23 protein-coding genes and 2 pseudogenes are annotated in these 23,884 nt (G+C 71.7%); 16 read left to right on the top strand and 9 right to left on the bottom strand.

Annotation, left to right across the window (positions count from 1 at the left end; genetic code table 11):
• Positions 1-17: 17 nt before the first annotated feature.
• The 3 genes from ACYQ0U_RS07365 to ACYQ0U_RS07355 are packed head-to-tail and all read left to right on the top strand — an operon-like array spanning position 18 to position 3,143.
• Positions 18-1,271, top strand: a complete 1,254-nt coding sequence (locus ACYQ0U_RS07365) for a glycosyltransferase family 4 protein (RefSeq protein WP_459971112.1) — start codon at positions 18-20, stop codon at positions 1,269-1,271.
• A complete protein-coding gene (locus ACYQ0U_RS07360; RefSeq protein ID WP_459971110.1) occupies positions 1,258-2,007 on the top strand; it encodes a class I SAM-dependent methyltransferase in 750 nt (249 codons plus the stop codon). Before ACYQ0U_RS07365 ends, ACYQ0U_RS07360 begins: the two co-directional genes overlap by 14 nt.
• Positions 2,004-3,143 (top strand): prenyltransferase/squalene oxidase repeat-containing protein, encoded by a 1,140-nt coding sequence (locus tag ACYQ0U_RS07355; protein WP_459971108.1) that lies wholly within the window; start codon positions 2,004-2,006, stop codon positions 3,141-3,143. The genes ACYQ0U_RS07360 and ACYQ0U_RS07355 overlap by 4 nt, the downstream gene beginning before the upstream one ends.
• Here ACYQ0U_RS07355 and ACYQ0U_RS07350 read toward each other — a convergent pair.
• Positions 3,087-3,755, bottom strand: coding sequence for a class I SAM-dependent methyltransferase (locus ACYQ0U_RS07350; RefSeq protein ID WP_459971408.1), 669 nt, complete (start codon positions 3,753-3,755; stop codon positions 3,087-3,089). The genes ACYQ0U_RS07355 and ACYQ0U_RS07350 overlap by 57 nt on opposite strands.
• A 66-nt stretch (positions 3,756-3,821) precedes the next feature.
• Here ACYQ0U_RS07350 and ACYQ0U_RS07345 point away from each other — a divergent pair, with 66 nt between their 5' ends.
• The 5 genes and pseudogenes from ACYQ0U_RS07345 to ACYQ0U_RS07325 all read left to right on the top strand — a co-directional run bounded on the left by ACYQ0U_RS07345 (position 3,822) and on the right by ACYQ0U_RS07325 (position 7,384).
• Positions 3,822-4,265: an acyl-CoA dehydrogenase family protein gene (locus tag ACYQ0U_RS07345; RefSeq protein ID WP_459971106.1), complete on the top strand. Its 444-nt coding sequence runs from the start codon at positions 3,822-3,824 to the stop codon at positions 4,263-4,265.
• 17 nt (positions 4,266-4,282) lie between these two features.
• A pseudogene (locus ACYQ0U_RS07340) lies at positions 4,283-4,897 on the top strand (acyl-CoA dehydrogenase family protein); the annotation flags it as partial.
• A 121-nt stretch (positions 4,898-5,018) separates the two neighbouring features.
• Complete coding sequence (locus tag ACYQ0U_RS07335; RefSeq protein WP_459971104.1) at positions 5,019-5,423, top strand: acyl-CoA dehydrogenase family protein; 405 nt, start codon at positions 5,019-5,021, stop codon at positions 5,421-5,423.
• A gap of 85 nt (positions 5,424-5,508) precedes the next feature.
• Entirely contained in the window at positions 5,509-6,795 is a 1,287-nt protein-coding gene (locus ACYQ0U_RS07330) for a lytic transglycosylase domain-containing protein (RefSeq protein ID WP_459971102.1), read from the top strand.
• Between the two features lie 211 nt (positions 6,796-7,006).
• Positions 7,007-7,384 carry an acyl-CoA dehydrogenase family protein gene (locus ACYQ0U_RS07325; RefSeq protein WP_459971100.1) on the top strand — a complete coding sequence of 126 codons (378 nt, stop codon included), beginning with the start codon at positions 7,007-7,009 and terminating at the stop codon, positions 7,382-7,384.
• Between the two features lie 8 nt (positions 7,385-7,392).
• Here the strand turns inward: ACYQ0U_RS07325 and ACYQ0U_RS07320 are convergent.
• Both ACYQ0U_RS07320 and ACYQ0U_RS07315 read right to left on the bottom strand, forming a co-directional pair.
• Positions 7,393-7,500 (bottom strand): annotated as a pseudogene (locus ACYQ0U_RS07320) (FAD-binding protein); the annotation flags it as partial.
• An 84-nt stretch (positions 7,501-7,584) separates the two neighbouring features.
• Positions 7,585-8,628, bottom strand: a complete 1,044-nt coding sequence (locus tag ACYQ0U_RS07315) for an HAD-IIA family hydrolase (RefSeq protein WP_459971098.1) — start codon at positions 8,626-8,628, stop codon at positions 7,585-7,587.
• A 191-nt stretch (positions 8,629-8,819) separates the two neighbouring features.
• Between ACYQ0U_RS07315 and ACYQ0U_RS07310 the strand changes: the two genes are divergently transcribed.
• Both ACYQ0U_RS07310 and ACYQ0U_RS07305 read left to right on the top strand, forming a co-directional pair.
• Entirely contained in the window at positions 8,820-9,902 is a 1,083-nt protein-coding gene (locus ACYQ0U_RS07310; protein WP_459971096.1) for a class 1 fructose-bisphosphatase, read from the top strand.
• Positions 9,903-9,911: 9 nt separating this feature from the next.
• Positions 9,912-10,787, top strand: a complete 876-nt coding sequence (locus tag ACYQ0U_RS07305) for a phosphoribulokinase (protein WP_459971094.1) — start codon at positions 9,912-9,914, stop codon at positions 10,785-10,787.
• Here ACYQ0U_RS07305 and ACYQ0U_RS07300 read toward each other — a convergent pair.
• The 4 genes from ACYQ0U_RS07300 to ACYQ0U_RS07285 are packed head-to-tail and all read right to left on the bottom strand — an operon-like array spanning position 10,759 to position 15,352.
• The gene (locus tag ACYQ0U_RS07300; protein ID WP_459971092.1) at positions 10,759-11,472 is read right to left on the bottom strand and encodes an HAD-IA family hydrolase; all 714 of its coding nucleotides are present in this window, start codon (positions 11,470-11,472) and stop codon (positions 10,759-10,761) included. The two genes, ACYQ0U_RS07305 and ACYQ0U_RS07300, sit on opposite strands and share 29 nt — an antisense overlap.
• Position 11,473: 1 nt before the next feature.
• On the bottom strand, positions 11,474-13,402 hold the full coding sequence (tkt, locus tag ACYQ0U_RS07295; RefSeq protein ID WP_459971090.1) for a transketolase: 1,929 nt from the start codon (positions 13,400-13,402) through the stop codon (positions 11,474-11,476).
• A 7-nt stretch (positions 13,403-13,409) separates the two neighbouring features.
• Positions 13,410-14,405 carry a class I fructose-bisphosphate aldolase gene (locus ACYQ0U_RS07290; RefSeq protein ID WP_459971087.1) on the bottom strand — a complete coding sequence of 332 codons (996 nt, stop codon included), beginning with the start codon at positions 14,403-14,405 and terminating at the stop codon, positions 13,410-13,412.
• A 35-nt stretch (positions 14,406-14,440) separates the two neighbouring features.
• A complete protein-coding gene (locus tag ACYQ0U_RS07285; RefSeq protein ID WP_459971085.1) occupies positions 14,441-15,352 on the bottom strand; it encodes a LysR family transcriptional regulator in 912 nt (303 codons plus the stop codon).
• Between the two features lie 103 nt (positions 15,353-15,455).
• Between ACYQ0U_RS07285 and ACYQ0U_RS07280 the strand changes: the two genes are divergently transcribed.
• Genes ACYQ0U_RS07280 through ACYQ0U_RS07270 form a run of 3 tightly spaced genes read left to right on the top strand, consistent with a single transcriptional unit; the run spans position 15,456 to position 18,356 of the window.
• Positions 15,456-16,916 (top strand): form I ribulose bisphosphate carboxylase large subunit, encoded by a 1,461-nt coding sequence (locus ACYQ0U_RS07280; RefSeq protein ID WP_459971083.1) that lies wholly within the window; start codon positions 15,456-15,458, stop codon positions 16,914-16,916.
• A gap of 26 nt (positions 16,917-16,942) precedes the next feature.
• Positions 16,943-17,368, top strand: coding sequence for a ribulose bisphosphate carboxylase small subunit (locus ACYQ0U_RS07275; protein WP_459971081.1), 426 nt, complete (start codon positions 16,943-16,945; stop codon positions 17,366-17,368).
• A gap of 4 nt (positions 17,369-17,372) precedes the next feature.
• Positions 17,373-18,356, top strand: a complete 984-nt coding sequence (locus tag ACYQ0U_RS07270) for an AAA family ATPase (protein ID WP_459971079.1) — start codon at positions 17,373-17,375, stop codon at positions 18,354-18,356.
• Positions 18,357-18,369: 13 nt separating this feature from the next.
• Here ACYQ0U_RS07270 and ACYQ0U_RS07265 read toward each other — a convergent pair whose 3' ends face one another.
• The gene (locus tag ACYQ0U_RS07265) at positions 18,370-19,923 is read right to left on the bottom strand and encodes an NADH-quinone oxidoreductase subunit M (RefSeq protein WP_459971077.1); all 1,554 of its coding nucleotides are present in this window, start codon (positions 19,921-19,923) and stop codon (positions 18,370-18,372) included.
• 226 nt (positions 19,924-20,149) lie between these two features.
• Between ACYQ0U_RS07265 and ACYQ0U_RS07260 the strand changes: the two genes are divergently transcribed.
• Positions 20,150-20,686, top strand: coding sequence for a hypothetical protein (locus ACYQ0U_RS07260; RefSeq protein ID WP_459971076.1), 537 nt, complete (start codon positions 20,150-20,152; stop codon positions 20,684-20,686).
• A 119-nt stretch (positions 20,687-20,805) separates the two neighbouring features.
• Here the strand turns inward: ACYQ0U_RS07260 and ACYQ0U_RS07255 are convergent, their stop codons facing one another.
• On the bottom strand, positions 20,806-21,717 hold the full coding sequence (locus ACYQ0U_RS07255; protein WP_459971074.1) for a class I fructose-bisphosphate aldolase: 912 nt from the start codon (positions 21,715-21,717) through the stop codon (positions 20,806-20,808).
• Between the two features lie 193 nt (positions 21,718-21,910).
• Here ACYQ0U_RS07255 and ACYQ0U_RS07250 point away from each other — a divergent pair, with 193 nt between their 5' ends.
• Together ACYQ0U_RS07250 and ACYQ0U_RS07245 are read left to right on the top strand one after the other, a co-directional pair.
• Entirely contained in the window at positions 21,911-22,984 is a 1,074-nt protein-coding gene (locus ACYQ0U_RS07250; RefSeq protein ID WP_459971072.1) for a class 1 fructose-bisphosphatase, read from the top strand.
• Between the two features lie 11 nt (positions 22,985-22,995).
• On the top strand, positions 22,996-23,871 hold the full coding sequence (locus ACYQ0U_RS07245; protein WP_459971070.1) for a phosphoribulokinase: 876 nt from the start codon (positions 22,996-22,998) through the stop codon (positions 23,869-23,871).
• Positions 23,872-23,884 lie beyond the last annotated feature (13 nt).

Below are 23,884 nucleotides of genomic sequence, written 5' to 3'. Positions count from 1 at the left end.
GACGAGAGAGGGTGCGGATGCGGGTAGCGCTGCTGTCCTACCGGAGCAAGCCTCACTGCGGTGGGCAGGGGATCTACATCCGGCACCTGAGCCGCGAGCTCGCCAACCTCGGCCACCGGGTCGAGGTGTTCTCGGGCCAGCCGTACCCCGACCTGGATCCCGGGGTGGAGCTCACCAAGCTGCCGAGCCTGGACCTCTACCGCGAGCCGGACCCGTTCCGCGTGCCGAAGCTCGCGGAGTTCCGCGACCGCATCGACGTCGAGGAGTTCGCCACGATGTGCGCGGCGGGCTTCCCCGAGCCCAAGACGTTCAGCCTGCGCGCCGTCCGCGCCCTGAAGGACCGCGTCGACGACTTCGACATCGTCCATGACAACCAGGTCCTCGGCTACGGCATGCTCGAGATCGAGAAGCTCGGCCTCCCGCTGATCACGACGCTGCACCACCCGATCAGCTACGACCGCCGCATCGACATCTCGGCCACGAGGAACCCGTGGCGCAAGCTCACGCTGATGCGGTGGTACGGCTTCGTGCGGATGCAGGTGCGGGTCGCCCGCCGGATGCGCAAGATCCTCACGCCCTCGGAGACCTCCAAGCGCGACATCGCCCGCGACTTCGGCGTCGACCCCGCGAAGATGCAGGTGATCCTGCTCGGCGTGGACGACGTCTTCGTGCCGCCGACCAAGCCGCGGGTGCCCGGCCGGATCATGGCCATGGCCAGCGCGGACGCCCCGATGAAGGGCATCGCCACGCTGCTGGAGGCGTTCGCCAAGCTGCGCACCGAGCGTGAGGTCGAGCTGTTCCTGGTGACCAAGCCCAAGGAGGGCGGACGCACCGAGAAGCTGATCGAGAAGCTCTCGATCCAGGACTCCGTCCACTTCGTGCACGGCATCAGCGACGCCGAACTGGTCGAGCTGATGGGCTCCGCGGAGGTCGCCTGCGTGCCCTCGCTCTACGAGGGCTTCTCGCTGCCGACCGCCGAGCTGATGGCCTGCGGCACCCCGCTGGTCGCCTCCGACGCCGGCGCGATTCCCGAGGTCGTCGGCCCCGACGGGCTCTGCGCGGACCTGGTCACGCCGGGCGACGTCGGTGAGCTCGAGCTCGCCCTCGCGGCCCTGCTCGACGACCCCGAGCGCCGGGAGCGGTACGGCGCCGCCGGCCGCCGGCGCGTCGAGGAGCTGTTCAGCTGGCGGGCCGTGGCGCAGAAGGTCGCGGCGGCGTACGAGGAAGTCATCGACGAGTACCACAAGGAGAACCGGCGTGCTGACCGTTGACTTCGACCGACTCGGCCTGCTGCCCGGCGAGCGCGTGCTCGACATGGGCGCCGGCGGTGGCCGGCACGCCTTCGAGATGTACCGCCGCGGGGCCGACGTGGTCGCGTTCGACATGGACGCCGACGAGTTGGCCGGCGTGCTGGAGATCTTCGGTGCGATGAAGGAGAACGGCGAGGTGCCGGAGGGCGCGAACGCCGACATCAAGCAGGGCGACGCCCTCGAGCTGCCGTTCGCCGACGGGGAGTTCGACCGGATCGTCGCGGCCGAGGTGCTCGAGCACATCCACGACGACGTGCGGGCGATCACCGAGCTGGTGCGCGTCCTGCGCCCGGGCGGCACGCTGGCGCTCTCGGTGCCGCGGTGGCTGCCCGAGGTCATCAACTGGAAGCTCTCCGACGACTACCACAACGCGGAGGGCGGCCACATCCGGATCTACACCGACCACGAGCTGGTCGACAAGGTCACCAAGGCCGGCCGCTTCAACGACGGCAGGCCGGGCGACGCGATGGTCTTCGAGGGCAAGGACTACGCGCACGGGCTGCACGCGCCGTACTGGTGGATCAAGTGCGCCGTGGGCGTGACCAACGACGACCACCCGGCCGCGAAGGCGTACCACCGGCTGCTGGTCTGGGAGATCATGAAGCAGCCCAAGGTGCTCCAGTACGCCGGCAAGGTGCTCGACCCGCTGATCGGCAAGAGCATGGTGCTGTACTTCCGCAAGCCAGACGCCGCGTGAGCATCCCCTATGTCGACGGCGTCCTGTCGGCCGAGCAGGTCGCCGACAGCGCGGCGGCGATCGCGGCGATGCAGGAGCCGTGCGGCGCGGTGCCGTGGACGACCGGCGAGCACGTCGACATCTGGAACCACGTCGAGGCCGCCATGGCGATGCTGGTCGGCGGCCAGGTCGAGGCGGCCGAGCGCGCCTACGCCTGGGTGCCGACGATGCAGCACGCCGACGGCTCGTTCCCGATGAGGATCGTGGGCGGCGTGGCCGACGACGACCGCGGTGACGTGAACATGACCGCCTATCTCGCGGTCGGCGTCTGGCACCACTGGCTGGTGCGCCGCGATCTCGGGTTCGTGCAGACGTACTGGCCGGTCGTGCGGGCTGCGCTGGACTGGGTCGTCGCGCAGCAGGTGTCGTGGGGCGGCATCAACTACACGCCGACCGAGGACTACTGCCTGCTGACCGGCAACTCCAGCATCTACCAGTCGCTGCGCGCCGGCGTCGCGCTCGCCGACCTGCTCGACGACCCGCAGCCCGAGTGGGAGCTCGCCGGCGGCCGGCTCGGCCACGCCGTGCGCGAGCACCGCGACCGGTTCGCCGACAAGTCCGTGCACTCGATGGACTGGTACTACCCGGTCCTGGGCGGTGCGGTGCGTGGCCGCGAGGCGTTCGAGCTGCTGGACAGCCGCTGGGACGACTTCGTCCGGCCCGGCCTCGGCATCCTCTGCGTGTCCACGAACCCGTGGGTCACCGGCGCCGAGACCTGTGAGCTGGCGATGGCGCTCGACACCCTGGGTGACCACCGGCGCGCGCTGACGCTGCTCGCGGACATGCAGCACCTGCGCGAGGACGACGGCCGCTACTGGACCGGCTGGGTCTACGGCGACGCGGACATCGACCCCGAGTCGGGGGAGCCGCGCAACGTCAACTGGCCCGACGAGCACACGACGTACACCGCCGCGGCCGTGATCCTCGCGGTCGACGCGCTCGGCGAGGTCGCCGGCCACGGCACGGCCGGCTCCGGGATCATGCGCGGCACCTCGCTGGCGCCGCACTTCACCGAGTTCGCGCTCGAGTGCGGCTGCCCCTCAGCCGACACCCAGCCGATCAACGGGGGCTCCGGCGTCCCCGGCCGTACGTCGTAGGACGCGCATCGAGCCCAGCGCCTCCACCTCGGTGAAGGCGCCGCTCTCGAGCGCGCGCAGGAACACGTGGTACGGCGGCTGTCCGCCGTCCTCGGGGTTCGGGAACACGTCGTGGATGACGAGCAGGCCGTCGCGCACCAGCCAGTGCGCCCAGCCGGAGTAGTCGTTCTGCGCGTGCTCCTCGGCGTGGCCGCCGTCGATGAACAGCAGGGACAGGGGAGTGCGCCAGTGCGCGGCCACGGTCGTGCTCCTCCCGACCACGGCGACCACCTGGTCCTCCAGGCCCGCGCGGGCGAGGGTCTTGCGGAACACCGGCAGCGTGTCCATCAGCCCGAACTCGTCGTCGACGAGCGTGGGGTCGTGGTGCTCCCACCCGGCCTGGTTCTCCTCCGAGCCGCGATGGTGGTCGACGGTGAACACGACCGCCTGGGGGCCGCCCACCTCCCGCGCCGCCGCCCCGAGGTAGATCGCGGACTTGCCGCAGTAGGTCCCGACCTCGAGCGCCGGCCCGTAGGGGAGGCGAGCCAGCGCGTACCGGTGCAGCAGGTCGCCCTCGTCCTCGGGCATGAAGCCCTTGGCGTCGAGCGCGTGCTGGAGCAGGTCGGCGGGCATGTCGGTCACGGCGCGACTCTAGTAGTGTTGTAACACGTTCTAGTTGCCTCGCCGTCGAGGAGCCGCATGTCCATCGGGATCTCCGGGGAGCACGTCGAGCTGGCCTCGAGCCTGCGCACGTGGGCCGGCGACATGAGGGGGCGCGAGCTGGTGCGCGCCGCGGAGCAGGACGCCGACGCGACGTTCGCCTCCGCGTGGGGCGCGCTGGCCGAGATGGGGGTGCCGGCGATCGGGCTGCCCGAGTCCGCCGGCGGCGGTGGAGGTACGCCGCTCGACGTGGCCGTCGCGCTCGAGGCGTGCGCCCACGAGCTGGTGCCCGGCCCGCTGCTCGGCCCGGCGGTGGCGGCCGCGCTCCTGGGCGACCTGCCCGAGGCCGCGGTCGTGGGGATCGCCCTCGACGGCGTGCTCTGGGACGCCCCGTCGGCCACGCACGTCCTCGTCGACGCGACGGGTGGCGACTCCTGCCGCGCGACGCCGTCGAGGTCACGACCGCCACCGGGCTCGACCTGACCCGCCGCCACGGCCGCGTGGAGGTGCGGGAGGTGTCCGCCGGCCCGGCCCTCGACCTCACGACCGAGCAGGTTCGGCGTACCGCCGTCACCTTCGCGGCAGCCGAGGCCGCCGGGGTCGCGCGGTGGTGCCTGGCGACCGCGGTCGAGTACGCGCAGGTCCGCGAGCAGTTCGGCCGGAAGATCGGCAGCTTCCAGGCGATCAAGCACCTCTGTGCCGAGATGCTGGAGACCGCCGGGGCCGTCACCGCCGCCGCGTGGGACGTCGCGTCGGTCGCGCCGTCCCCGATTTCCGGTATTCACGAGCAGTGGGCGTTCGCGGCCGACGTCGCCGCGGCCGAGCGGCTGACCGCCGCCGCCGTGTCCGGGGTACGCCGCCGGGTGGAGCTGGACCTGGAGGGCCGGGACGCGGCCGTGCGCCCCACGGTCGCCGCGATGGTCGCGCGCATCGCCGCGCTCGTGGAGGGGGAGCACCGCAGGGCACTCGTGGAGGCCGGCTACCTCGCCCCGCACTGGCCGGCGCCCTACGGGCTCGGTGCCGACGCCGTCACCCAGATCGTCATCGACCAGGAGCTGGCGCGCGCGGGCGTGACGCGGCCCGACCTCGTCATCGCCGGCTGGGCGCTGCCGACGATCCTCGAGCACGGCACCGACGAGCAGCGGGAGCGGTTCGTGAAGCCCTCGCTGCTGGGCGAGCTCGTGTGGTGCCAGCTCTTCTCCGAGCCGGGCCACGCTGGCCAACGAGCGCGTGGCGATGGGGTCGAGCCGGCTCGACCACAGCACGGAGCGCGCGATCGAGCTGGCGGCCGTGCTCGGGGCGGGGGAGGTCCCGGCCGCCCGGCGGGTGCAGGTCGGCCACGCCGTCGCGCTGTCGACGGTCTGCGGCCTGCTCGCGGTGCGGTCGACGCTGCGGTCGCTCGGGGGCCACGCCCCGGGAGCCGAGTCCAGCGTGGCCAAGCTGCTCGGCGTACGGGCCCGGCAGGACGGCGCCGAGCTGGTGGCGTCGCTGCACGGCGACCGGATCCTCGTCGACGATGACGAGCAGGTCCGAGCGGACGTCTGGGAGCTCCTCAACACCCGCTGCCTGTCGATCGCGGGCGGCACGACGCAGATCCTCCGCAACGTGGCGGGCGAGCGGATCCTGGGCCTGCCGAGGTGAATCGACCGGAAAAGTGGAGTGAAAGACTAGAGATTCCTCGAGTTTCGCCCCACGGTTCCAGGCCGCGAGTTACCCTGACGGGACCATGCGTCATGTCCGCCCCGTTCGCCTCGTCCTGACCGCGTCGGTCACCGCCGCGGTGGTCGTGCTCGGCCTCTACTCGCGCCAGGCGCCCGAGCCCGCCGCGCGGACCGGGCTCCCGACGCCGCCGACGGACAGCATCGTCGCGGCCGGCGATCCGGGGATCCCGGCGACACCGGACGCCCGGATGGCCATCGAGCGGGCCCTCCTGCCGGCCATGAACGGCGACGACGACATCCCCGCCGCCGCCCTTGCGGCCTACCAGCGCGGCGCCTCGGTCGCCGCGAAGGTGGACAAGACCTGCGGCATCACCTGGACCTTGCTCGCCGCGGTCGGCGGCATCGAGTCCGACCACGGCCGCCACGGCAGGTCCGTGCTCGGGGAGGACGGCGTCTCGACGCCGCTGATCCGGGGCGTGGCCCTCAACGGCAAGGGCAAGGTGGCCGAGGTCGCCGACACCGACGCCGGTCTCGTCGACGGCGACGAGAAGTGGGACCGCGCGGTCGGCCCGATGCAGTTCCTGCCCGCCACCTGGGCCACCGTCGGCGTGGACGCCGACGGCGACGGCGAGCGCTCGGCCGACGACCTCGACGACGCCGCGCTCGGCGCGGCCGTCTTCCTCTGCGCGGTGCCCGGCACCCTCTCCGAGCGCGCCGGGCTGAAGGCCGCGCTGCTGCGCTACAACCCCTCCTCCGAGTATGCCGCCGAGGTGATCGCCCTCGAGCGCGAGTACCGCACCGGCCACTACGCCCTCCCGGATCTCGACCCGGCCCCGCCGTCGGTCGTCCAGGCCGCACGGCAGCCGCACACCATCGTCTCGCAGCCGGCCCGCGACCCGCAGCCGCAGCCGGCGCCCGAGGAGCCCCAGGAGCCCCAGGAGCCGGGCAAGCAGGGCAGCATCGGCGACTGGCCGGACCAGCACCCGCACTCGCACCCGCCGAAGGACCCCGACCCGACGCCCGGCCCGACGCCCGGCCCGACGCCCGAGCCGCAGCCGGAGCCCGTCGTCGAGGCCGTCACCGGCCTGCTGACGCTGGGCGGCACCGAGGAGGAGCCGGTCTGGAGCCTCGACGAGACCGTGCTGGACCTGGGTGACGCCGACTACCTGGCCGCGCCGGCGCTCGGCGACTTCGACGGCGACACGATCGTCGAGACCAACGCCGGCGAGCTCGCCGGCCTGGTCGACACCGAGGTCACGCTGACCGTGCGCCGCACCACCAACGTCGAGGCGCCGGTGGTCCTGGCGATCGGCGATCTCGACTACGTCGTCGAGGAGCCCGCGTCCGATTGAGCCTCGCGCGGTGCTGGCGCGGGCCGGCGGTGGGTGAGCCACCGAATCGGCTGCGAAAAGGGTGGCTAGCCCACCGCTGACCTCACCGGACCACGGCGCGAGGTCGCGCCGCCGCGCGAGGCTCCTCGCTCTCGACGGGTGTCCCGTTCGTGCAGTAGAACAAGTTACAGGTTCGCACGAGAGGTACCCGACCAGGCGCGAGGAGATGCAGGTGACGGAGTCGGTCGAGGCGACCACCGAGGCGGTCGGCTCGGTCGTGCGCGAGGTGCTGGACCGAGTGGGCGACGACGCCGGCCGGACCTGGCGCGCGCTGGGTGCCGCCGGGCTGCTCGCGCTCCCGGTCCCCGAGGACCGGGGCGGCGAGGGGCTCGGCCTGGCCGAGGTCGGGGTGCTGCTGTGGGAGACCGGCCGGCGCGCGCTCCCGCTGCCGGTCTGGGAGACGCTCTGCTGCGGCGTGCTCACGCTCGCAGCGGCCGGCTCGCCGGAGCAGTCGCGCCGGACCTTCGGCACGACGTCGCCCACGATCGAGTCGAGATGGAGCCGGGGCTGCTCTGGGTCGTCGCCCTGGCCGGCCGCCTTCAGTGCGTAGTTGTTGGGGATCCAGACCCCGCCGCCGCTACGGGCGGTCGAGCCGCCGAAGTAGGAGCTCTTCTCCAGCAGCACCGTCTCGAGCCCGCGCGCCTGCGCGGCGAGCGCGGCGGTCATGCCGGCGCCGCCGGCGCCGACCACGACCACGTCGGCGCTCACGGGGAGGGGGGTCGCCATGGCGAGAAACTGTAACAGGTTCTATTAGGCGAGACCGAGCTCCTCCTCGACCGCGCGCCAGGTGCCGGGGTCCGTGGAGACGGCGCGACCGTCGTCGAGCGCCGCCCAGGTGACAGTCACGACCGAGTGCAGCCTGGCGCTCGGGTCGCCGCCGGCCGGGACCCGGGGCACGCCGGGCGGGGCGAGCGGGGCCGGGTCGGGCGGGGGCGCGTCCAGGCGGAGCCCGGGTCGCAGCAGTCCCGACAGGTCGGCGGCGACGTACGTCGGACGCTGCCGCCCGGTGGCGAACACCAGGTCCTGCAGGCGAGACGCGCCGGACAGGACCAGCAGCGAGTCCAGGCCGGCCGCGACGGCGCCGGCGACATCGGTGTCCAGCCGGTCGCCGCAGACGATGGTCGCCTCCCGGGCCGTAGCGAGGCCGACGCGCGCCAGGTCGAAGAGATCAGGCCGCGGTTTGCCCACCACGTGCGGCACCGCGGACGTGGCGGTGCGTACTGCTGCCACCAGCGCCCCGTTGCCGGGGGCCGGACCACGCGCGGTCGGGAGGAACAGGTCGAGGTTGGTCGCCACCCAGGTCACCCCGCGCTGGGCGAGGTGGCCGACCTCGGCGAGCTCGCGCCACGTGACGTCGACCCCCAGCCCCTGGACCACAGCCTCGACGCGGGTCTCGGGGAGCGCGGGCATGCGGACCGGCACCAGCCCCACCGCGGTGAGGGCCTGCGAGACGCCTGGTCCTCCGACCGCCAGCACGGGGGCGCTGGTCCGCAGCCGCTGGGCCAGGTACGCCGCCGCGGCCTGGGAGCTGGTCACCACCGACCAGCCGTGCCCGTCGACCCCCAGCTCGCGCAGGTGCGCGGCGACCTCCTCCGGCGGGCGCGAGGCGTTGTTGGTCGCGAAGACGACGCCGACCTGGTCGGCCGTGACGGCGTTGACCGTCTCGACCGCGCCGGGCACGGCGGTCCGCCCGCGGTAGACCACACCGTCCAGGTCGCAGATCACGCCGTCGTAGGCGGCGACGAGGGAGTCGGTCGGGCGCTGGGTGTGCCGGCTCTCTGTCGTCGCGCTCACGGGCTCTTCCTCGGCTGGGCTCGGGGTCACGACGCTAGGCAGAGCGCCGGGCCGACGGATCACCCGCGCGCGTGGCATCGGGGGTGACCACGACAGCCGGCGGGCAACCCCTCCGGTCACCCGCGCGGTGGATGCCCCGTGCTCCGGGTCGCTGCTGTGCTCGGGGCACGCAGACGACCCCAGGGAGTGCCATGCTGACCGACCGTTCGACGCTGACGCAGTTCCTCATCGAGGAGCGTCGGCGCCACCCCGGTTCGAGTGGCGAGCTCAACTCGCTGATCCTCGACGTCGCGCTGGCCTGCAAGGCGATCTCCAGGCGCATCGCGTCCGGGGCGCTCACCGGCGTCCTCGGGAACGCGGGTGCCGTCAACGTGCAGGGGGAGCAGCAGAAGAAGCTCGACGTGGTGGCCAATGACATCTTCCTGCGGATGAACGAGTGGGGTGGGCAGCTCGCCGGCATGGCCTCCGAGGAGCTCGACGAGCCCTACCGGATCCCGCCGCACTTCCCCGTGGGCAAGTACCTGCTGACGTTCGACCCGCTGGACGGGTCGTCCAACATCGACGTCAACGTGTCGGTCGGCAGCATCTTCTCGATCCTGCGTGCGCCGGTGGCAGGGGAGCACGCGAGACCCGAGGACTTCCTCCAGCCCGGCATGGAGCAGGTCGCTGCCGGCTACGCGGTCTACGGTCCCGCGACCGTGCTCGTGCTCACCGTCGGCACCGGTGTGCACGCGTTCACGCTCGACCCCGAGCTCGGCGAGTTCTTCCTGACCCGCCAGGACATCACCGTGCCGGAGTCGACCGCCGAGTACGCCGTCAACAGCTCCAACCGCCGCTTCTGGGAGCCGGCCGTGCTGCGCTACGTCGACGAGTGCCTCCAGGGCGTCAACGGTCCCCGCGGGAAGGACTTCACCATGCGTTGGGTGGCGTCGCTGGTGGCCGAGACGCACCGCATCCTCACCCGTGGCGGCGTCTTCCTCTACCCGCGCGACACCAAGGACCCGACGAGGGAGGGCCGGCTCCGGCTGCTCTACGAGGCGAACCCGGTCGCCTTCCTGATCGAGCAGGCCGGCGGCGCCGCGACCACCGGGCGCGAGCGCGTGCTCGAGGTCCGGCCCACCGACCTCCACCAGCGGATCGGCCTCATCTTCGGCAGCCGTGAGGAGGTGGAGCGGATCGCCCGCTACCACGCGGAGCCGGCGGACGATCACGACGCGAGGGAGCAGACCCACCCCTTCTACGGCCTGCGTGGCCTCTTCCGCACGACCACCTGAGGAGGCCCGATGTCCGCCAAGCACCCGGTCCTCGCCATCACCGGATCGTCGGGCGCCGGCACCACCTCGGTCAGGCGCACGTTCGAGCAGATCTTCCGCCGGGAGCACGTCGACGCGGCCTTCGTCGAGGGCGACGGCTTCCGCCGGTACGGCCGGGCGGCGATGAGGGAGGAGATGACCCAGGCGGTCGCCGACGGGGACCACACCTTCAGCGACTTCGGACCGGAGTCCAACCTCTTCGCCGAGCTGGAGGACCTGTTCCGCACCTACGGCGAGACCGGCACCGGGCGGGTGCGGAAGTACCTCCGCAGCGCGGAGGAGGCCGCGCCGTACGCCCAGGAGCCGGGGACCTTCACGCCCTGGGAGGACATCCCCGAGGGCACGGACCTGCTCTTCTACGAGGGCCTGCACGGCGCCGTGGCCACCGAGAAGGCCGACGTCGCGCAGCACGCCGACCTGCTGATCGGCGTCGTGCCGGTGCTCAACCTGGAGTGGATCCAGAAGCTGCAGCGGGACAAGGCCGAGCGCGGCTACTCCACCGAGGCGGTGACGGAGACGATCCTGCGCCGGATGAGTGGCTACGTGCACTACATGTGCCCGCAGTTCTCGCGGACCCACGTGAACTTCCAGCGGGTGCCCGTGGTCGACACGTCGAACCCGTTCATCGCGCGGACGATCCCGTCGCCGGACGAGTCCATGCTCGTCATCCGCTTCGCCCGGCCCGCGGGGATCGACTTCCCGTACCTGCTGTCGATGCTGCACGACTCGTTCATGTCGCGCCCCAACACCATCGTGTGCCCCGGCGGCAAGATGGACCTGGCGATGCAGCTGATCTTCACCCCGATGCTGTGGCGGCTCATGGAGCGTCGCCACAAGTCGCTCTGAGCGACAGCCCGCGGAACAACGCCACCAGCGCGGGGTCGGTGAAGCCGTCGGCGACCAGCACCGCCGACGACAGGTCGTCGTCCCGGGTGTAGTCGTTGTACGCCGCCACGCAGCGCAGGCCGGCACCCACCGCGGCTCGGACCCCGTTGGCCGAGTCCTCGACGGCCACGGTGCGCTCGGGGGAGCAGCCGGCCAGCTCGAGCACCCGCAGGTACACCGCCGGGCTCGGCTTGAGATCGGTCACCTCGGTGCCCGTCACGACGGTCCCGAACCGGGGGCCGAAGACGCGGTCGAGCAGCGGCTCGACCCAGGCTCGGGTCCCCGTCGTGGCCACGTGCACCTGGACGCCGCCGGCGTCGAGCTCGGCGAGAAGCCGCTCGACACCGGGGCGGGCGTGCAGGTGGCCGTCCTCGACCAGCTGGCGCATGATCTCGGTCTTGCGCCGGTGCAGCCGGGCCGCGAGAGCGCGGGCCTGCGGGGGCGGTGTGCCGTTCTCCTCGAACCAGGCCGCGAGCCGCGTGGCGCCGCCGGTGATCCGGAGCAGCCGACCGTAGGTCGGCACGTCCCAGCGGTCGGTCAGCCCGGCTTCCTCGAACGCGGCGTTGAACGCGAGCCGGTGGCCGTCGCGCTCGCTGTCCACGAGCGTGCCGTCGACGTCGAACACGACGGCCTCCAGGCGTCCCACGTCAGTGCCCGCGGTCGAGGTGCCGGCGGACCCGCGCGAGCACCGCGTCGGTGGTGAACCCGTGGTGGGCCATCACCTCACCCCCTGGCCCGCTCGCGCCGAAGTCGTCGATCCCGATCGCGACGTCCACGAGGCCGGCCCAGCCGGAGGTGCTGCCGGCCTCGATGCTCACCGTCGTCGCCGAGGCGTCCGGGGTGTACCGGCCACGGTCGAGGGGCGACACCACCCGCACGCCGTGCCCCTCCGTCCGGAGTGCGTCGGCGACGCTCGCGGCCAGCGACACCTCCGAGCCGGTGGCCACGATCTCCACCGCGACCGGACCGTCGACCTGGAACCCCGCGCCACGCAGCTGCGGCACCGACTGGCGGGAGAGGACCAGCGCGGTGGGCCCGGCGGTGCGTTCGAGCGCCATCCGCCAGGCCACGGCGGTCTCGGCGTCGTCGGACGGGCGGAGGACCTGGAGCCCCGGGATCACCCGCAGCGACTCGATGTGCCCGACGGGCTGGTGCGTGGGGCCGTCCTCGCCCACCGCGATGGAGTCGTGGGTGAACACGTAGACGACGGGCTGGCGCATCAGCGCGGAGAGCCGTAGGGCGGGCCGCAGGTAGTCGGCGAAGACCAGGAACGTGCTGCCGAAGACCCGGAACCCGCCGTGCAGGCTCATCCCGTTGAGGACCGCGGCCATGCCGAACTCCCGGACCCCGAACGCGATCGCGCTCCTGGAGTAGTCGTCGCGGGTGACCGGGGCGCCGCACTCGGTGCCGGTGGAGCCGGCCAGGTCGGCCGACCCGCCGACCAGCTCCGGCATGACCGCGCGGGCGGCGGTCAGGCAGGCCTGCGAGGACTGCCGGGTGGGGCGTGCCGCGTCACCGGTGGTGCCGTCGAGGGCGGTCTCGAGCCCCTCGGGCAGGCCCCGGTCCTGGGTACGGCGGAACTCGGCCGCCGCCTCCGGGTGCTCCGCCTCGTACACGCCGAAGCCGGCCACCCACGTGGCGTGCGCCCGGGCGCCGGCCTCGGCCAGCCGGGCGCAGGCGGTGCGCACCGGCTCCGGCACGCTGAAGGGCGGGTGCTCCCAGCCGGCCAGCTCCTTGGTCCGGGTCAGCAGCTCCTGGCCCAGGGGCGTGCCGTGTGCCTTCGAGGTGCCCTCGACGCCCGGGGCGCCGTGGCCGATCACCGTCCGGACCGCGATGAAGCTGGGCCGGGGATCGGCCTTGGCCCCGATCAGCGCCCGGTCGATCGCCTCGACGTCGGCGCCGTCCGCCACCGCGGCGGTGTGCCACCCGTAGGCGGCGAAGCGGGCCAGCTGGTCGTCGCTGCAGGAGCGGTCGACCGCGCCGTCGATGGTGATGTCGTTGTCGTCCCAGAGCACGACCAGCCGGCCCAGGCCGAGGTGGCCGGCCAACGACGCGGCCTCGTGGCTGACGCCCTCCATCAGGCAGCCGTCGCCGACGATCGCGTAGGTGTGGTGGTCGGTGAGCTCGGGGTAGCGGGCGTGCGTCATCCGCTCGGCCAGGGCCATGCCGACGGCCATCGCCAGTCCCTGGCCGAGCGGGCCGGTGGTGCACTCGACGCCCGGCGTCTCGCCGTACTCCGGGTGTCCGGGCGTCCGGGAGCCCAACTGCCGGAAGTTGCGCAGCTCCTCCAGTGGCAGGTCGTAGCCGAACAGGTGCAGCAGCCCGTAGAGCAGGGCCGAGCCGTGGCCCGCCGAGAGCACGAAGCGGTCGCGGTCCGCCCAGCCCGGCGCCGCCGGGTCGTGGCGCAGGTGCCGGCTCCACAGCGTCCAGGCCATCGGGGCGGCGCCCATCGGCATGCCCGGGTGTCCCGAGTCGGCGGCCTGGACCATGTCGGCCGCGAGGAAGCGGATCGTGTCGATCGCCAGCTGGTCGGTGTCGAGCGACGGGACGTCGGGTCGTTGGAGGACGTCGGTCATCAGCGCCTCATCGGGTGGCGTCGGCTGCTGCGCGGCAGTTGTCCAGGAGCCGCTGCTGGGCGGCGGTGACGTTGGCCGGGTCGCCGGCCCAGGCGTGCAGGGCGTCACTGACCAGGGCCCGCCCGAAGGAGAAGGTGACGTTCCACGGGCGCTCGGCCAGGGCGTTGAGCCCGGAGAGGAAGGCGCAGACATCGGCGGTCGGGTGGCCCCCGGACAGGAACGCGATGCCCGGCACGGTCGCGGGGACGGTGTCGAGGAGGACCTCGAAGGTCGCCGTGGCCACGTCGTGGGCGGACGCCGCGGGCGCGTCCAGGCCGGGCGTGACGAAGCTCGGCTTGAGGACGACCCCCGACGGGTCCACGCCGGCCAGCGCGAGCTCCTCGAACACCGAGGAGAGCACGAGCCTCGACACCCGGGCGCAGGTGGCCAGGTCGTGGTCGCCGCCGCAGAGCACCTCCGGCTCCACGATCGGGACGATCCCGTTCTGCTGGCAGAGCGCGGCGTACCTGGCGAGCGCCTGGGCGTTGGCCTGCGCGGCGTACTCGGTGATCGCCTCGACGTCGATCACCGCGCGCCACTTCGCGAAGGCGGCTCCCCGCTCGGCGTACGACGCCAGCCGGGCGCCCAGCCCGTCGAGGCCCTCGGTGACCAGGGCACCGCCCTGCCAGGGGAGCGGCGAGGTGCCGGTGTCGACCTTGATGCCGGCCAGGAGGCCGAGCTCGCGGCAGGCCCCGGGGAAGGGACGTCCGTCGCTGAGCTCCTGCCCGAAGGTCTCGTCAGCGAGGATGACGCCGCTGACGAAGTCGGAGAGCCCGTCGGCGGTCAGCAGCAGCTCGCGGTAGTCGCGGCGCGCGGCGTCGCCTGCGGGGATCCCCTCCGCCTCGAGCCGGGCGGACATGGTCCTGATCGACTCGTCGGCGGCGAGGACGCCGCGGCCCCCGCTGGTCATCAGCTGCGCGGTCTCAGCGAGGGTGGCCCGGTCGCTGCGTAGCGTGGTCGTCATGTCCCGCAGGATGTGACCCGGAGGCCACGTCGGACTCACCCCTGCAGGCGAGAGCGGGTGTGAAATGCCGCATCGCCCACCCGGTCGGGGTCACACACGTGCCGCAGGAACAGGCGCGTCGCGGCCGTGGGCTCCGAGGCGGTGCACAGGTGCCACGGGCGCTCCAGGGGCGTCCCGGGGACCGGGTACGTCGCCAGCTCGCCACTGTCCAGGTGCGGACCTGCGGCCTCCTCGTGGACCAAGGTGACCCCCAGGCCCTCGCGCGCGGCCGCGACCGCCGCGCCGGCCGTGCCCAGGGTGAGCAGCGGCGGTGCGGCCTGGAGCCGGCTGAGCAGGGACAGCGTCGTGTCCCGCGTGCCCGAGCCGAGGGCGGTCAGCAGCCAGGTGGTGGTGAGCGGGTCCTGCCACTGGCCGGGCCGGCCCACGAGGACCAGCCGGTTCGGACGACGCGCCCTGGTCACCAGACCCGATCCCCGTGGCGGACGGCCGGCGAGGACGACGTCGACGGCGTGGTCGGCAGCGAGGGCGAACACCTCGTCCCGGGGCAGGACCGACAAGGACAGCTCGACGTGCGGGTACTCCGCGACGAAGGACGCCATCAGTCGGGGCAGGAGGTACTCGCTGGCCGTGGAGACGGCACCGATCCGGACCCGGCCTCGATCGGCGTCGTGCACCGCCCCGGCCGCCTCGGACAGCAGCCCCACCAGTTGGCGGACATAGCCCGCGAAGATCTCGCCGGAGTCGGTGGGCACGATGCCCCGCCCCGCCTTGCCGAAGAGCGTCGCCCCGAGTGCCGACTCGAGGGCCGAGACCGCGGCCGAGACCGCGGGAGGCGTCACGTGGAGGGACTCGGCGGCGGCTCGAACGCTGCCGGTCTCGTAGACCGCCATGAAGGTCTGCAGCCGGGCCCAGGTCGCGGCGGCCGGCAGGTCGGCTGATGGTGACACAGTTCAATGATGCCTTATCGATTCACAGCAGAGAATCAATTGTGGTTGATCGATCGCGCGCCCAGGCTGGAGCTGCCCGCAGGGCGGACCGAGAGGAAGGGCCATGACCACCACCGAAGACACCGTGCCGACGAAGGAGCGCTGGGATCCGGGCGTGCAGAGCTACGCCGGGATGGGCTACTGGAACCCTGACTACGAGCCGAAGGACACCGACGTGCTCGCGGTCTTCCGGGTGGCCCCCCAGGACGGCGTCGACCCGATCGAGGCCGCGGCGGCCGTGGCGGGGGAGTCCTCCACCGCCACCTGGACCGTGGTGTGGACCGACCGGCTGACCGCCAACACCCACTACCAGGCCAAGGCCTACCGCGTCGACCCGGTCCCGGGGCGGCCGGGTGAGTACTTCGCCTACATCGCCTACGACATCGACCTCTTCGAGGAAGGCTCGATCGCCAACCTCACCTCGTCGATCATCGGCAACGTCTTCGGGTTCAAGCCGCTCAAGGCCCTCCGGCTCGAGGACATGCGGATCCCGGTCGCCTACACCAAGACCTTCCAGGGCCCGGCGCACGGCATCGTCATGGAGCGAGAGATGCTCAACAAGTACGGCCGTCCGCTGCTCGGCGCGACCACCAAGCCGAAGCTCGGCCTGTCCGCGCGCAACTACGGCCGCGTCGTCTACGAGGCCTGCAAGGGCGGTCTCGACTTCACCAAGGACGACGAGAACATCAACTCCCAGCCGTTCATGCGCTGGCGCGACCGCTTCCTCTTCGCCATGGAGGGCGTCAACAAGGCGATGGCCGAGACCGGCGAGATCAAGGGCCACTACCTGAACGTGACCGCCGGGACCATGGAGGAGATGTACCGCCGCGCGGAGTTCGCCAAGGAGCTCGGCAGCGTCGTGCTCATGGTCGACCTGACGATCGGCTACACGGCGATCCAGTCGATGTCGAACTGGTGCCGACAGAACGGCGTGCTGCTGCACCTGCACCGCGCCGGGCACTCGACGTACACGCGGCAGAAGACGCACGGCGTGAGCTTCCGGGTGATCGCGAAGTGGGCGCGGCTGATGGGCGTCGACCACGTGCACGCAGGCACCGTCGTCGGGAAGCTCGAGGGCGACCCGGCCACCACCCGCGGCTTCTACGACACCCTGCGCGAGAACAAGGTCGCGATGAACCCGCAGAACGGCATCTTCTTCGACCAGGACTGGGCGTCGATGCCGGGTGTCATGCCGGTGGCGTCCGGTGGCATCCACGCCGGGCAGATGCACCAGCTGCTCGACCTGTTCCAGGACGACGTCATCCTGCAGTTCGGCGGCGGCACCATCGGCCACCCGTACGGCATCGCCGCGGGGGCCGAGGCCAACCGCGTTGCGGTGGAGGCCATCGTCAAGGCCCGCAACGAGGGCAGGGACCTGTTGCGCGAGGGGCCCGAGGTGCTCCGCAGCGCTGCGAGGACCTGCCAGCCCCTGGAGGCCGCGCTGTCCACCTGGGGCGACGTCACCTTCGACTACACCAGCACCGACGCACCGGACTTCGTCCCGACCGCGTCACCGTCGGCCTGAGGGCCGCTCACCGAGAGGAGCACCTGATGAAGCTGCGCTACGGCACCTTCTCCTACCTGCCCGACTTCACCGACGACGAGATCGCGGCCCAGGTCAAGTACGCCCTCGACAACGGCTGGCCGGTCTCGGTCGAGCACACCGACGACCCCCACCCGCGCAACGTCTACTGGGAGATGTGGGGCCTGCCGATGTTCGACCTGGCCGAGCCCGACGGCGTCCTCGCCCAGATCGACGAGTGCCGCAAGGCCTTCCCCGGTCGCTACGTCCGAGTGCTGGCGTACGACGCGAGGCTGGGCAAGCAGACGACCGCCCTCTCGTTCCTGGTCCAGCGCCCCGCGCAGGAGCCGGGCTTCCACCTCGAGCGGGTCGAGGGCCCCGACCGGACCCAGCGCTACGCGCTGAGGTCCTACGCCACCGACCAGCCGGCGGGAGCTCGGTACGCGGGCGCGTGAGGAGATGAGCACGTCCCAGGGATTCGGGTTCCCCCGACCGTCGGCCGACTCGGGGACGGTGACGCCCCCCGAGGAGCCGCCGACCGTGCCGGTGACCCTCGGGGACGACGCGGAGCTCGACCTCGCGGTGGACGAGGCGGCAGCCAGGGTCGAGCAGACCCTGGCTGCCCTCGACGCCGAGCTGGTCGGCCTGGCGTCGGTCAAGCAACGAGTCCGAGAGATCGCCTCCTTGCTGCAGGTCGACCGTGCCCGGGAGCAGTTCGGGCTCACCTCGTCGAAGCCGACGCTGCACATGAGCTTCACCGGTGGGCCCGGCACGGGCAAGACCACGGTGGCCATGCGGATGGCGAGCATCCTGCACGCCCTTGGCTACATCCGGGCGCCGCGGGTGCACGTCGTCACGCGCGACGACCTGGTCGGCCAGTTCATCGGCCACACCGCGCCCAAGACCAAGGAGGCGCTCGCCCGGGCGGCGGGCGGGGTGCTCTTCATCGACGAGGCCTACTACCTCTTCCGGCTCGAGAACGAACGCGACTACGGACAGGAGGTCATCGAGATCCTGCTCACCGAGATGGAGAGCGAGCGCGGCGACCTCGTGGTCATCTTCGCCGGCTACCCGGACCGGATGGCCACGTTCTTCTCGGCCAACCCGGGCCTGAGCTCTCGGGTCCCCCACCACATCGAGTTCGAGGACTACGACCACGCCGAGCTAGTCCAGATCGCCGACCTCATGGTCGCGGCGGAGAACTTCCGCTTCGACGACGAGGCACGCGGGGTCTTCTCGGAGTACCTCACCCGCCGCATGGAGCGGCCGAACTTCTCCAACGCGCGCAGCGTGCGCAACGCGATCGAGCGGTGCCGCCTGCGCCAGGCCCGTCGGCTGGTGGGCCTGAACCGTCCGCTGCGCAAGGAGGACCTGGTCACGCTCACCGCGGACGACGTCCGGGGCAGCAGTCTGTTCGCGGACGACGAGGGTGTCGGGGACTGAGCCGCGGTGAGCCTCACTCACGGGCTCCTTCCGGAGTCGACTCGGGGACCGTGGGCGCCGGATCCTGCTGGCCCACCCGCGACAGCGTGTGGTCCACAGCGGGGTTGATGATGTCCAGGAGTGGCTGGGGGAAGAAGCCGAGCACGACGACCAGCACCAGCACCGGTGCCAGCGCGACCACCTCACGTGGACGCAGGTCGGGCAGTCCGGCGATCTCGTCGCGGGTCGGACCGGTCATCGTGCGCTGGTACATCAGCAGGATGTAGATCGCGGCGAGCACGATGCCGGTGACCGCGAAGGCGGCCGCGACCCTGCTGTGCGCGAAGGCCCCCATGAGCACCAGGAACTCGGAGACGAACGGCGACGAGCCGGGCAGTGCGAGCGAGGACAGGCCAGCGACCAGGAAGAACCCCGCGAGCACCGGCGCCACCTTCTCGACACCGCCGAAGTCGCTGATCAGCGCAGAGCCGTGCCGGGAGATCAGGAACCCCGTGACCAGGAACAGCGCCGCCGTGGAGAGGCCGTGGTTGAACATGTAGAGGTTCGCGCCCGCCAGGCCCTGGCTGTTCATCACGAAGATGCCGAGCACGATGAAGCCGAAGTGCGACACGCTGGTGTAGGCGATCAAGCGCGGGATGTTGTCCGAACCGATCGCCATCAGGGCGCCGTAGACGATGCTGATCACCGCGAGCACGACGACCGCCGGGGTGGCCCATCGCGAGGCCTCCGGGAACAGCTCCAGGCAGAACCGGATCATCCCGAAGGTGCCGATCTTGTCGAGCACGCTGACCAGCAGCACCGAGGTGCCCGGGGTCGCGCTCTCCGTGGCGTCCGGCAGCCAGGTGTGCACCGGGAACATGGGCGCCTTGATCGCGAACGCGACGAAGAAGCCGAGGAAGAGCCACCGTCCGACGTCGGTGCCGAAGTCGATGCGGGCGAGCTCGGAGATCAGGTACGTCGCGCCGCCGGACGCCCCCGCCTGTTGCCGTGCGGACTCGACGTACAGGCCGATCACCGAGCCCAGCATCACCAGACCACCGGCCAGCGAGTAGAGCAGGAACTTCACCGCGGCCCGGGCCCGGTCCGCGCCGCCGTACCCGCCGATCAGGAAGTAGACCGGGATCAGCGTCGCCTCGAAGAAGACGTAGAAGAGCAAGACGTCGGTGGCCGTGAAGACGCCGATCGAGAGGCCCTCCAGCGCCAGCATCCAGGCGAAGAGCCCGCGCGGCGACCAGCGCCCGGTGTCGCCGTCGTTCCAGGAGGCCAGGATCACGACAGGAGTGAGGAACACGGTCAGCAGCACGAGGGTGAGGCCGACACCGTCCAGGCCGAGCGCATAGTGAGCCCCGAAGGACCTGATCCACTCGGCGCTCTCGGTGAACTGCATGCCGCCCTTCGCGTCGTACATGGTCGCGATCGCGATGCCGAGTGCCAGGGTCAGCAGGCTGACCCCGAAGGCAATCTGCTTGGGCAGCGCCGCCGGCCCGTCCTTCGGTAGCAGCACCAGCGTCACCGCGCCGACGACCGGCGCGAGCAGCAGCACGCTCAGCCAGGGGAGGCCGCTCATGGGCGGTTCACCTCGTCGCTCGCCCTGTCGCTGTGTCGATCAGCGCGGAGACCGGGGTCGGGCCCAGTCCCGGTCGGCCCGTTGCACGCGGGCTGCCACAGGGGTGCAACGAGGCGGCGCACGACCGGCGCACCGACCGGTTCGGTCGGCTGTTGACGCGGCCCGACCACGCCTCTACGTTACGACGCAGTTGTCTCGGATCGTAAACATAGACGGGAGTTGTCCAGTGCCACCGATCACTGTGGTCTTCATCGCCAGCGGCTTGGCGGTCTGGTTGAACGCGTTGTACTTCCTCGGCGTGGGCGCCAAGCGCGCCGAGGCCGACGGCCCCGATCCACTGGTCACCGTGGGCTGGGTGTCCCTCACGGCCGGCATCATCGACCTGCTCTCGGCGACCTACATCCTCGCGGTCCGGCCTGCGCCTCTCGGGGACGCGTCCGTGGTGCTCGCCGGGCTCGTCGTCTTCTACGGCCTCTTCTTCGTAGCGCTCGGTGTCACCGAGGTGAAGGGGCTGGACCTGCGACCGATCGGCAACCTCGCCATCGCCGTTGCCCTCGTGCCGTTGTTCTGGTGGAAGTTCTTCGAGGGCGGCTGGATGTTCCGCTCGATCCTGGTCGTCTGGCTCGTCGCGTTCCTCGCGATCGCCGCCACGACGCACGGGAAGTTCAAGGCGGGGCGCCTCGGAGCGGTGCTCCTCGTCACCGCGGCCTACACGTTCTTCACCCCGGTGGCGCTCCTGGCCATGGGCCAGGCCATCCCCTGAGCGAGAACCTCGTGCTGCCGAGCGCGGCCAGGCCGATCCCTGGCCGCGCTGCGACGCGGGGTGGCGCCTGGCGAGGCTGCGCTCCGGGAGCCGCGGCAGCACGCTCGCCCGCAGCCCGGTCACACCACGGTGCCGTCCGCGAGGGGCACCGGTTCCAGCGACTCGCTCGCACGTCGCGCTGTCTCCACGAGGAGCCGGGCAGCCTCGACGGTGTCGCCGAGGCGGAAGGCCTCCGCGGCGCCGCGTACCAGCGGTCGGGAGAAGCCGAAGGTCACCGGCCAGGGCTCGGGTCGCCGCGAGGCGAGCGCCGAGATGGCCCGCAGGTTCGCACACGCCCGGTCCAGCGGCTGACCGCCCGAGAGCAGGAGCACGCCGGCGGTCCCGGGGAGGCAGCGGTCCAGCACCGTGAGGGTCAGATCAGCGACCTGGTGCGGGTCGTGGGGTTCCGGATCGGCCTCGCCGGCGACGACCATGTTCACGCGCAGCAGCAACCGGGACGCGTCCACCCCGGCGTCGTCGAGCTCCTCGCGCAGCGCCACCAGCGCGTTGCTGGTCACCGCCTGTGACAGCCGGATGGTGGCCTGGCCGAGATCCGGCATCGCCACGGTCAGCACGGGGACGATGCCCTCGGCCTGAGCGGCCGCGGCACCGCGTGCCAGTATCCCGGCGTGGATGTGCACAGCGCCCTTGGACACCTCGTGTGGGGGGATGTGCGCTCGCCATTCGACGAAGGAGGCGCTGGCGCGGACCAGGTCGGTGAACCCTGTCGCGGGCTCGGACCGCGTGTCGAGCCGGACGCCCACCAGCCGGTCAGCCGGGAGGCGACCGACAACCGCATCGAACGTGTGGCGGGTCAGCAGGACGGCGGACACATAGGCGGGGAGCTCCGGCGTACTCGCGAGCAGCTCGGCGAACCGGTGCGCCGGCTCCCTGTCACCACGACCCGCGACGAGTGCCTCGGCGTACTCGTCGATGACGAGCATCCCCTTCGGCGGCGACAGGATGGTCGCGATGGTCTCCTCGATCGTCATGACGGAACTCCCTCACGGATAGGCAGCCTCGTCCCGACGCTAGGAGTCGCCCCCGCGAGGAGCCTCACCCCCGGGCCTGAGAGGCGGGGTGAAGTGAGCGGCGACCACCCCCGAGATCACCCCCACGGTTGATGCCCGCCGCCACGCGCGCTGGTGTGCTCGTGGCCGCCCCCACGAGCGGCGAGGAGTGCCCGTGCTGACCGAACGCTCAACGCTGACCCAGTTCCTCATCGAGGAACGGCGGCGCCACCCCGGCTCGAGCGGGGACCTCAACTCGCTGATCCTCGACGTCGCCCTCGCCTGCAAGGCGATCTCGCGGCGCATCGCGTCGGGAGCACTGACCGGAGTGCTCGGCTCGCCCGAGGCCACCGACGCTCCGGGCGAGCAGCAGCAGAGGCTCGACGTGCTGGCCAGCGACCTCTTCCTGCGCGCCAACGAGTGGGGAGGGCAGCTCGCGGGCATGGCCTCCGAGGGGCTCGAAGCGCCGTACGCCATCCCCGTGCACTATCCCCAGGGCAAGTACCTGCTCGTCTTCGACGCGCTCGACGGCTCGTCCGACATCGATCTCAACGTGTCGGTCGGCAGCATCTTCTCGATCCTGCGCGCCGCGACCCGGGGGAAGAGCGCCGAGCCGCAGGACTTCCTGCAGCGGGGCACCGAGCAGGTGGCCAGCGGCTACGCGGTCTACGGCCCGTCCACGATCCTGGTGCTCACCGTCGGCACGGGCGTGCACGGCTTCACCCTCGACCCCACCCTCGGCGAGTTCTTCCTGACCCACCACGACATCACCCTGCCGGCCTCGACGGCGGAGTTCGCGGTCAACAGCTCCAACCACCGGTTCTGGGAGCCGGCCGTGCAGCGGTACATCGATGAGTGCCTGGCCGGGACCTCGGGTCCACGCGAGAAGGACTTCAACATGCGGTGGGTCGCGTCGCTGGTCGCCGAGGCGCACCGCATCCTGACCCGTGGCGGGATCTTCCTGGACCCCCGTGACTCGAAGGACCCGGCCACGGAGGGCCGGCTGCGGCTGCTCTACGAGGCGAACCCGATCGCGTTCCTCATCGAGCAGGCGGGTGGGCGCGCGACCACCGGACGACAGCGCGTGCTCGAGGTCCAGCCCACCGACGTCCACCAGCCGGTCGGCCTGATCTTCGGCTGCCGTGACGAGGTCGAGCGCATCGAGCGCTACCACGAGCGCGTCGACGGGCCCGAGGACCAGGACAACCCGCTCTACGGCGTCCGTGGCCTCTACCGCGTCACCGCCTGACGAGGGGCGTCATGTCGGCCCAGCACCCTGTCGTCGCGGTCACCGGCTCGTCCGGCGCCGGAACGACCTCGGTGATGCGTACGTTCGAACAGATCTTCCGTCGCGAGGGGGTCAATGCCGCGCTCGTGGAGGGTGACAGCTTCCACCGCTACGACCGCAGGGGCATGCAGGCCGAGATGGTCCGGGCGTTCGCCGAGGGTGACCACACCTTCAGCCACTTCGGGCCCGACGCCAACCTGTTCGAGGAGCTCGAGGCCCTGTTCCGGGAGTACGGCGAGACGGGAGGCGGCCGGTTCCGCCGGTACCTCCATGACGAGGCGGAGGCGGCGCCGTACGCCCAGGAGCCGGGGACGTTCACGGGCTGGCAGGAGATCGACGCGGGGACCGACCTGCTCTTCTACGAAGGCCTCCACGGCGCGGTGGTGACCGAGAAGGTCGACGTCGCGCAGCACGCGGACCTGGTGATCGGCGTCGCGCCGGTCATCAACCTCGAGTGGACGCAGAAGCTGCACCGGGACAAGGCACAGCGCGGGTACTCGACCGAGGCCGTGACCGAGACGATCCTGCGGCGCATGGACGACTACGTGAACTACATCTGCCCGCAGTTCTCTCGGACCCACGTCAACTTCCAGCGAGTTCCGGTCGTCGACACGTCGAACCCGTTCATCGCCCGCACCATCCCGAGTGCCGACGAGTCGATGCTCGTGATCCGCTTCGCGGACCCTCGCAGGATCGACTTCCCCTATCTGCTCTCCATGCTGCACGACTCGTTCATGTCACGCCCGAACACCATCGTCTGCCCCGGCGGAAAGATGGATCTGGCCATGCAACTGATCTTCACCCCCATGCTGTGGCGCCTGCTGGAGCGCCGGGCCCAGGGGCGCTGACGCTCCCCACGCG

The organism is Nocardioides pyridinolyticus, from assembly GCF_054653575.1.
This window is presented reverse-complemented; position numbering and strand designations above follow the sequence as displayed.

Excerpts from the sequence above, each read along its gene's own strand:
- ACYQ0U_RS07245 (WP_459971070.1), top strand. The coding sequence starts at position 22,996 with ATGTCGGCCCAGCACCCTGTCGTCGCGGTCACCGGCTCGTCCGGCGCC.
- ACYQ0U_RS07345 (WP_459971106.1), top strand. The coding sequence starts at position 3,822 with ATGTCCATCGGGATCTCCGGGGAGCACGTCGAGCTGGCCTCGAGCCTG.
- ACYQ0U_RS07275 (WP_459971081.1), top strand. The coding sequence starts at position 16,943 with ATGAAGCTGCGCTACGGCACCTTCTCCTACCTGCCCGACTTCACCGAC.
- ACYQ0U_RS07365 (WP_459971112.1), top strand. The coding sequence starts at position 18 with ATGCGGGTAGCGCTGCTGTCCTACCGGAGCAAGCCTCACTGCGGTGGG.
- ACYQ0U_RS07305 (WP_459971094.1), top strand. The coding sequence starts at position 9,912 with ATGTCCGCCAAGCACCCGGTCCTCGCCATCACCGGATCGTCGGGCGCC.
- ACYQ0U_RS07255 (WP_459971074.1), bottom strand. The coding sequence starts at position 21,717 with ATGACGATCGAGGAGACCATCGCGACCATCCTGTCGCCGCCGAAGGGG.
- ACYQ0U_RS07290 (WP_459971087.1), bottom strand. The coding sequence starts at position 14,405 with ATGACGACCACGCTACGCAGCGACCGGGCCACCCTCGCTGAGACCGCG.
- ACYQ0U_RS07270 (WP_459971079.1), top strand. The coding sequence starts at position 17,373 with ATGAGCACGTCCCAGGGATTCGGGTTCCCCCGACCGTCGGCCGACTCG.
- ACYQ0U_RS07350 (WP_459971408.1), bottom strand. The coding sequence starts at position 3,755 with ATGCCCGCCGACCTGCTCCAGCACGCGCTCGACGCCAAGGGCTTCATG.
- ACYQ0U_RS07330 (WP_459971102.1), top strand. The coding sequence starts at position 5,509 with ATGCGTCATGTCCGCCCCGTTCGCCTCGTCCTGACCGCGTCGGTCACC.
- ACYQ0U_RS07265 (WP_459971077.1), bottom strand. The coding sequence starts at position 19,923 with ATGAGCGGCCTCCCCTGGCTGAGCGTGCTGCTGCTCGCGCCGGTCGTC.
- tkt (WP_459971090.1), bottom strand. The coding sequence starts at position 13,402 with ATGACCGACGTCCTCCAACGACCCGACGTCCCGTCGCTCGACACCGAC.
- ACYQ0U_RS07280 (WP_459971083.1), top strand. The coding sequence starts at position 15,456 with ATGACCACCACCGAAGACACCGTGCCGACGAAGGAGCGCTGGGATCCG.
- ACYQ0U_RS07310 (WP_459971096.1), top strand. The coding sequence starts at position 8,820 with ATGCTGACCGACCGTTCGACGCTGACGCAGTTCCTCATCGAGGAGCGT.
- ACYQ0U_RS07335 (WP_459971104.1), top strand. The coding sequence starts at position 5,019 with ATGGGGTCGAGCCGGCTCGACCACAGCACGGAGCGCGCGATCGAGCTG.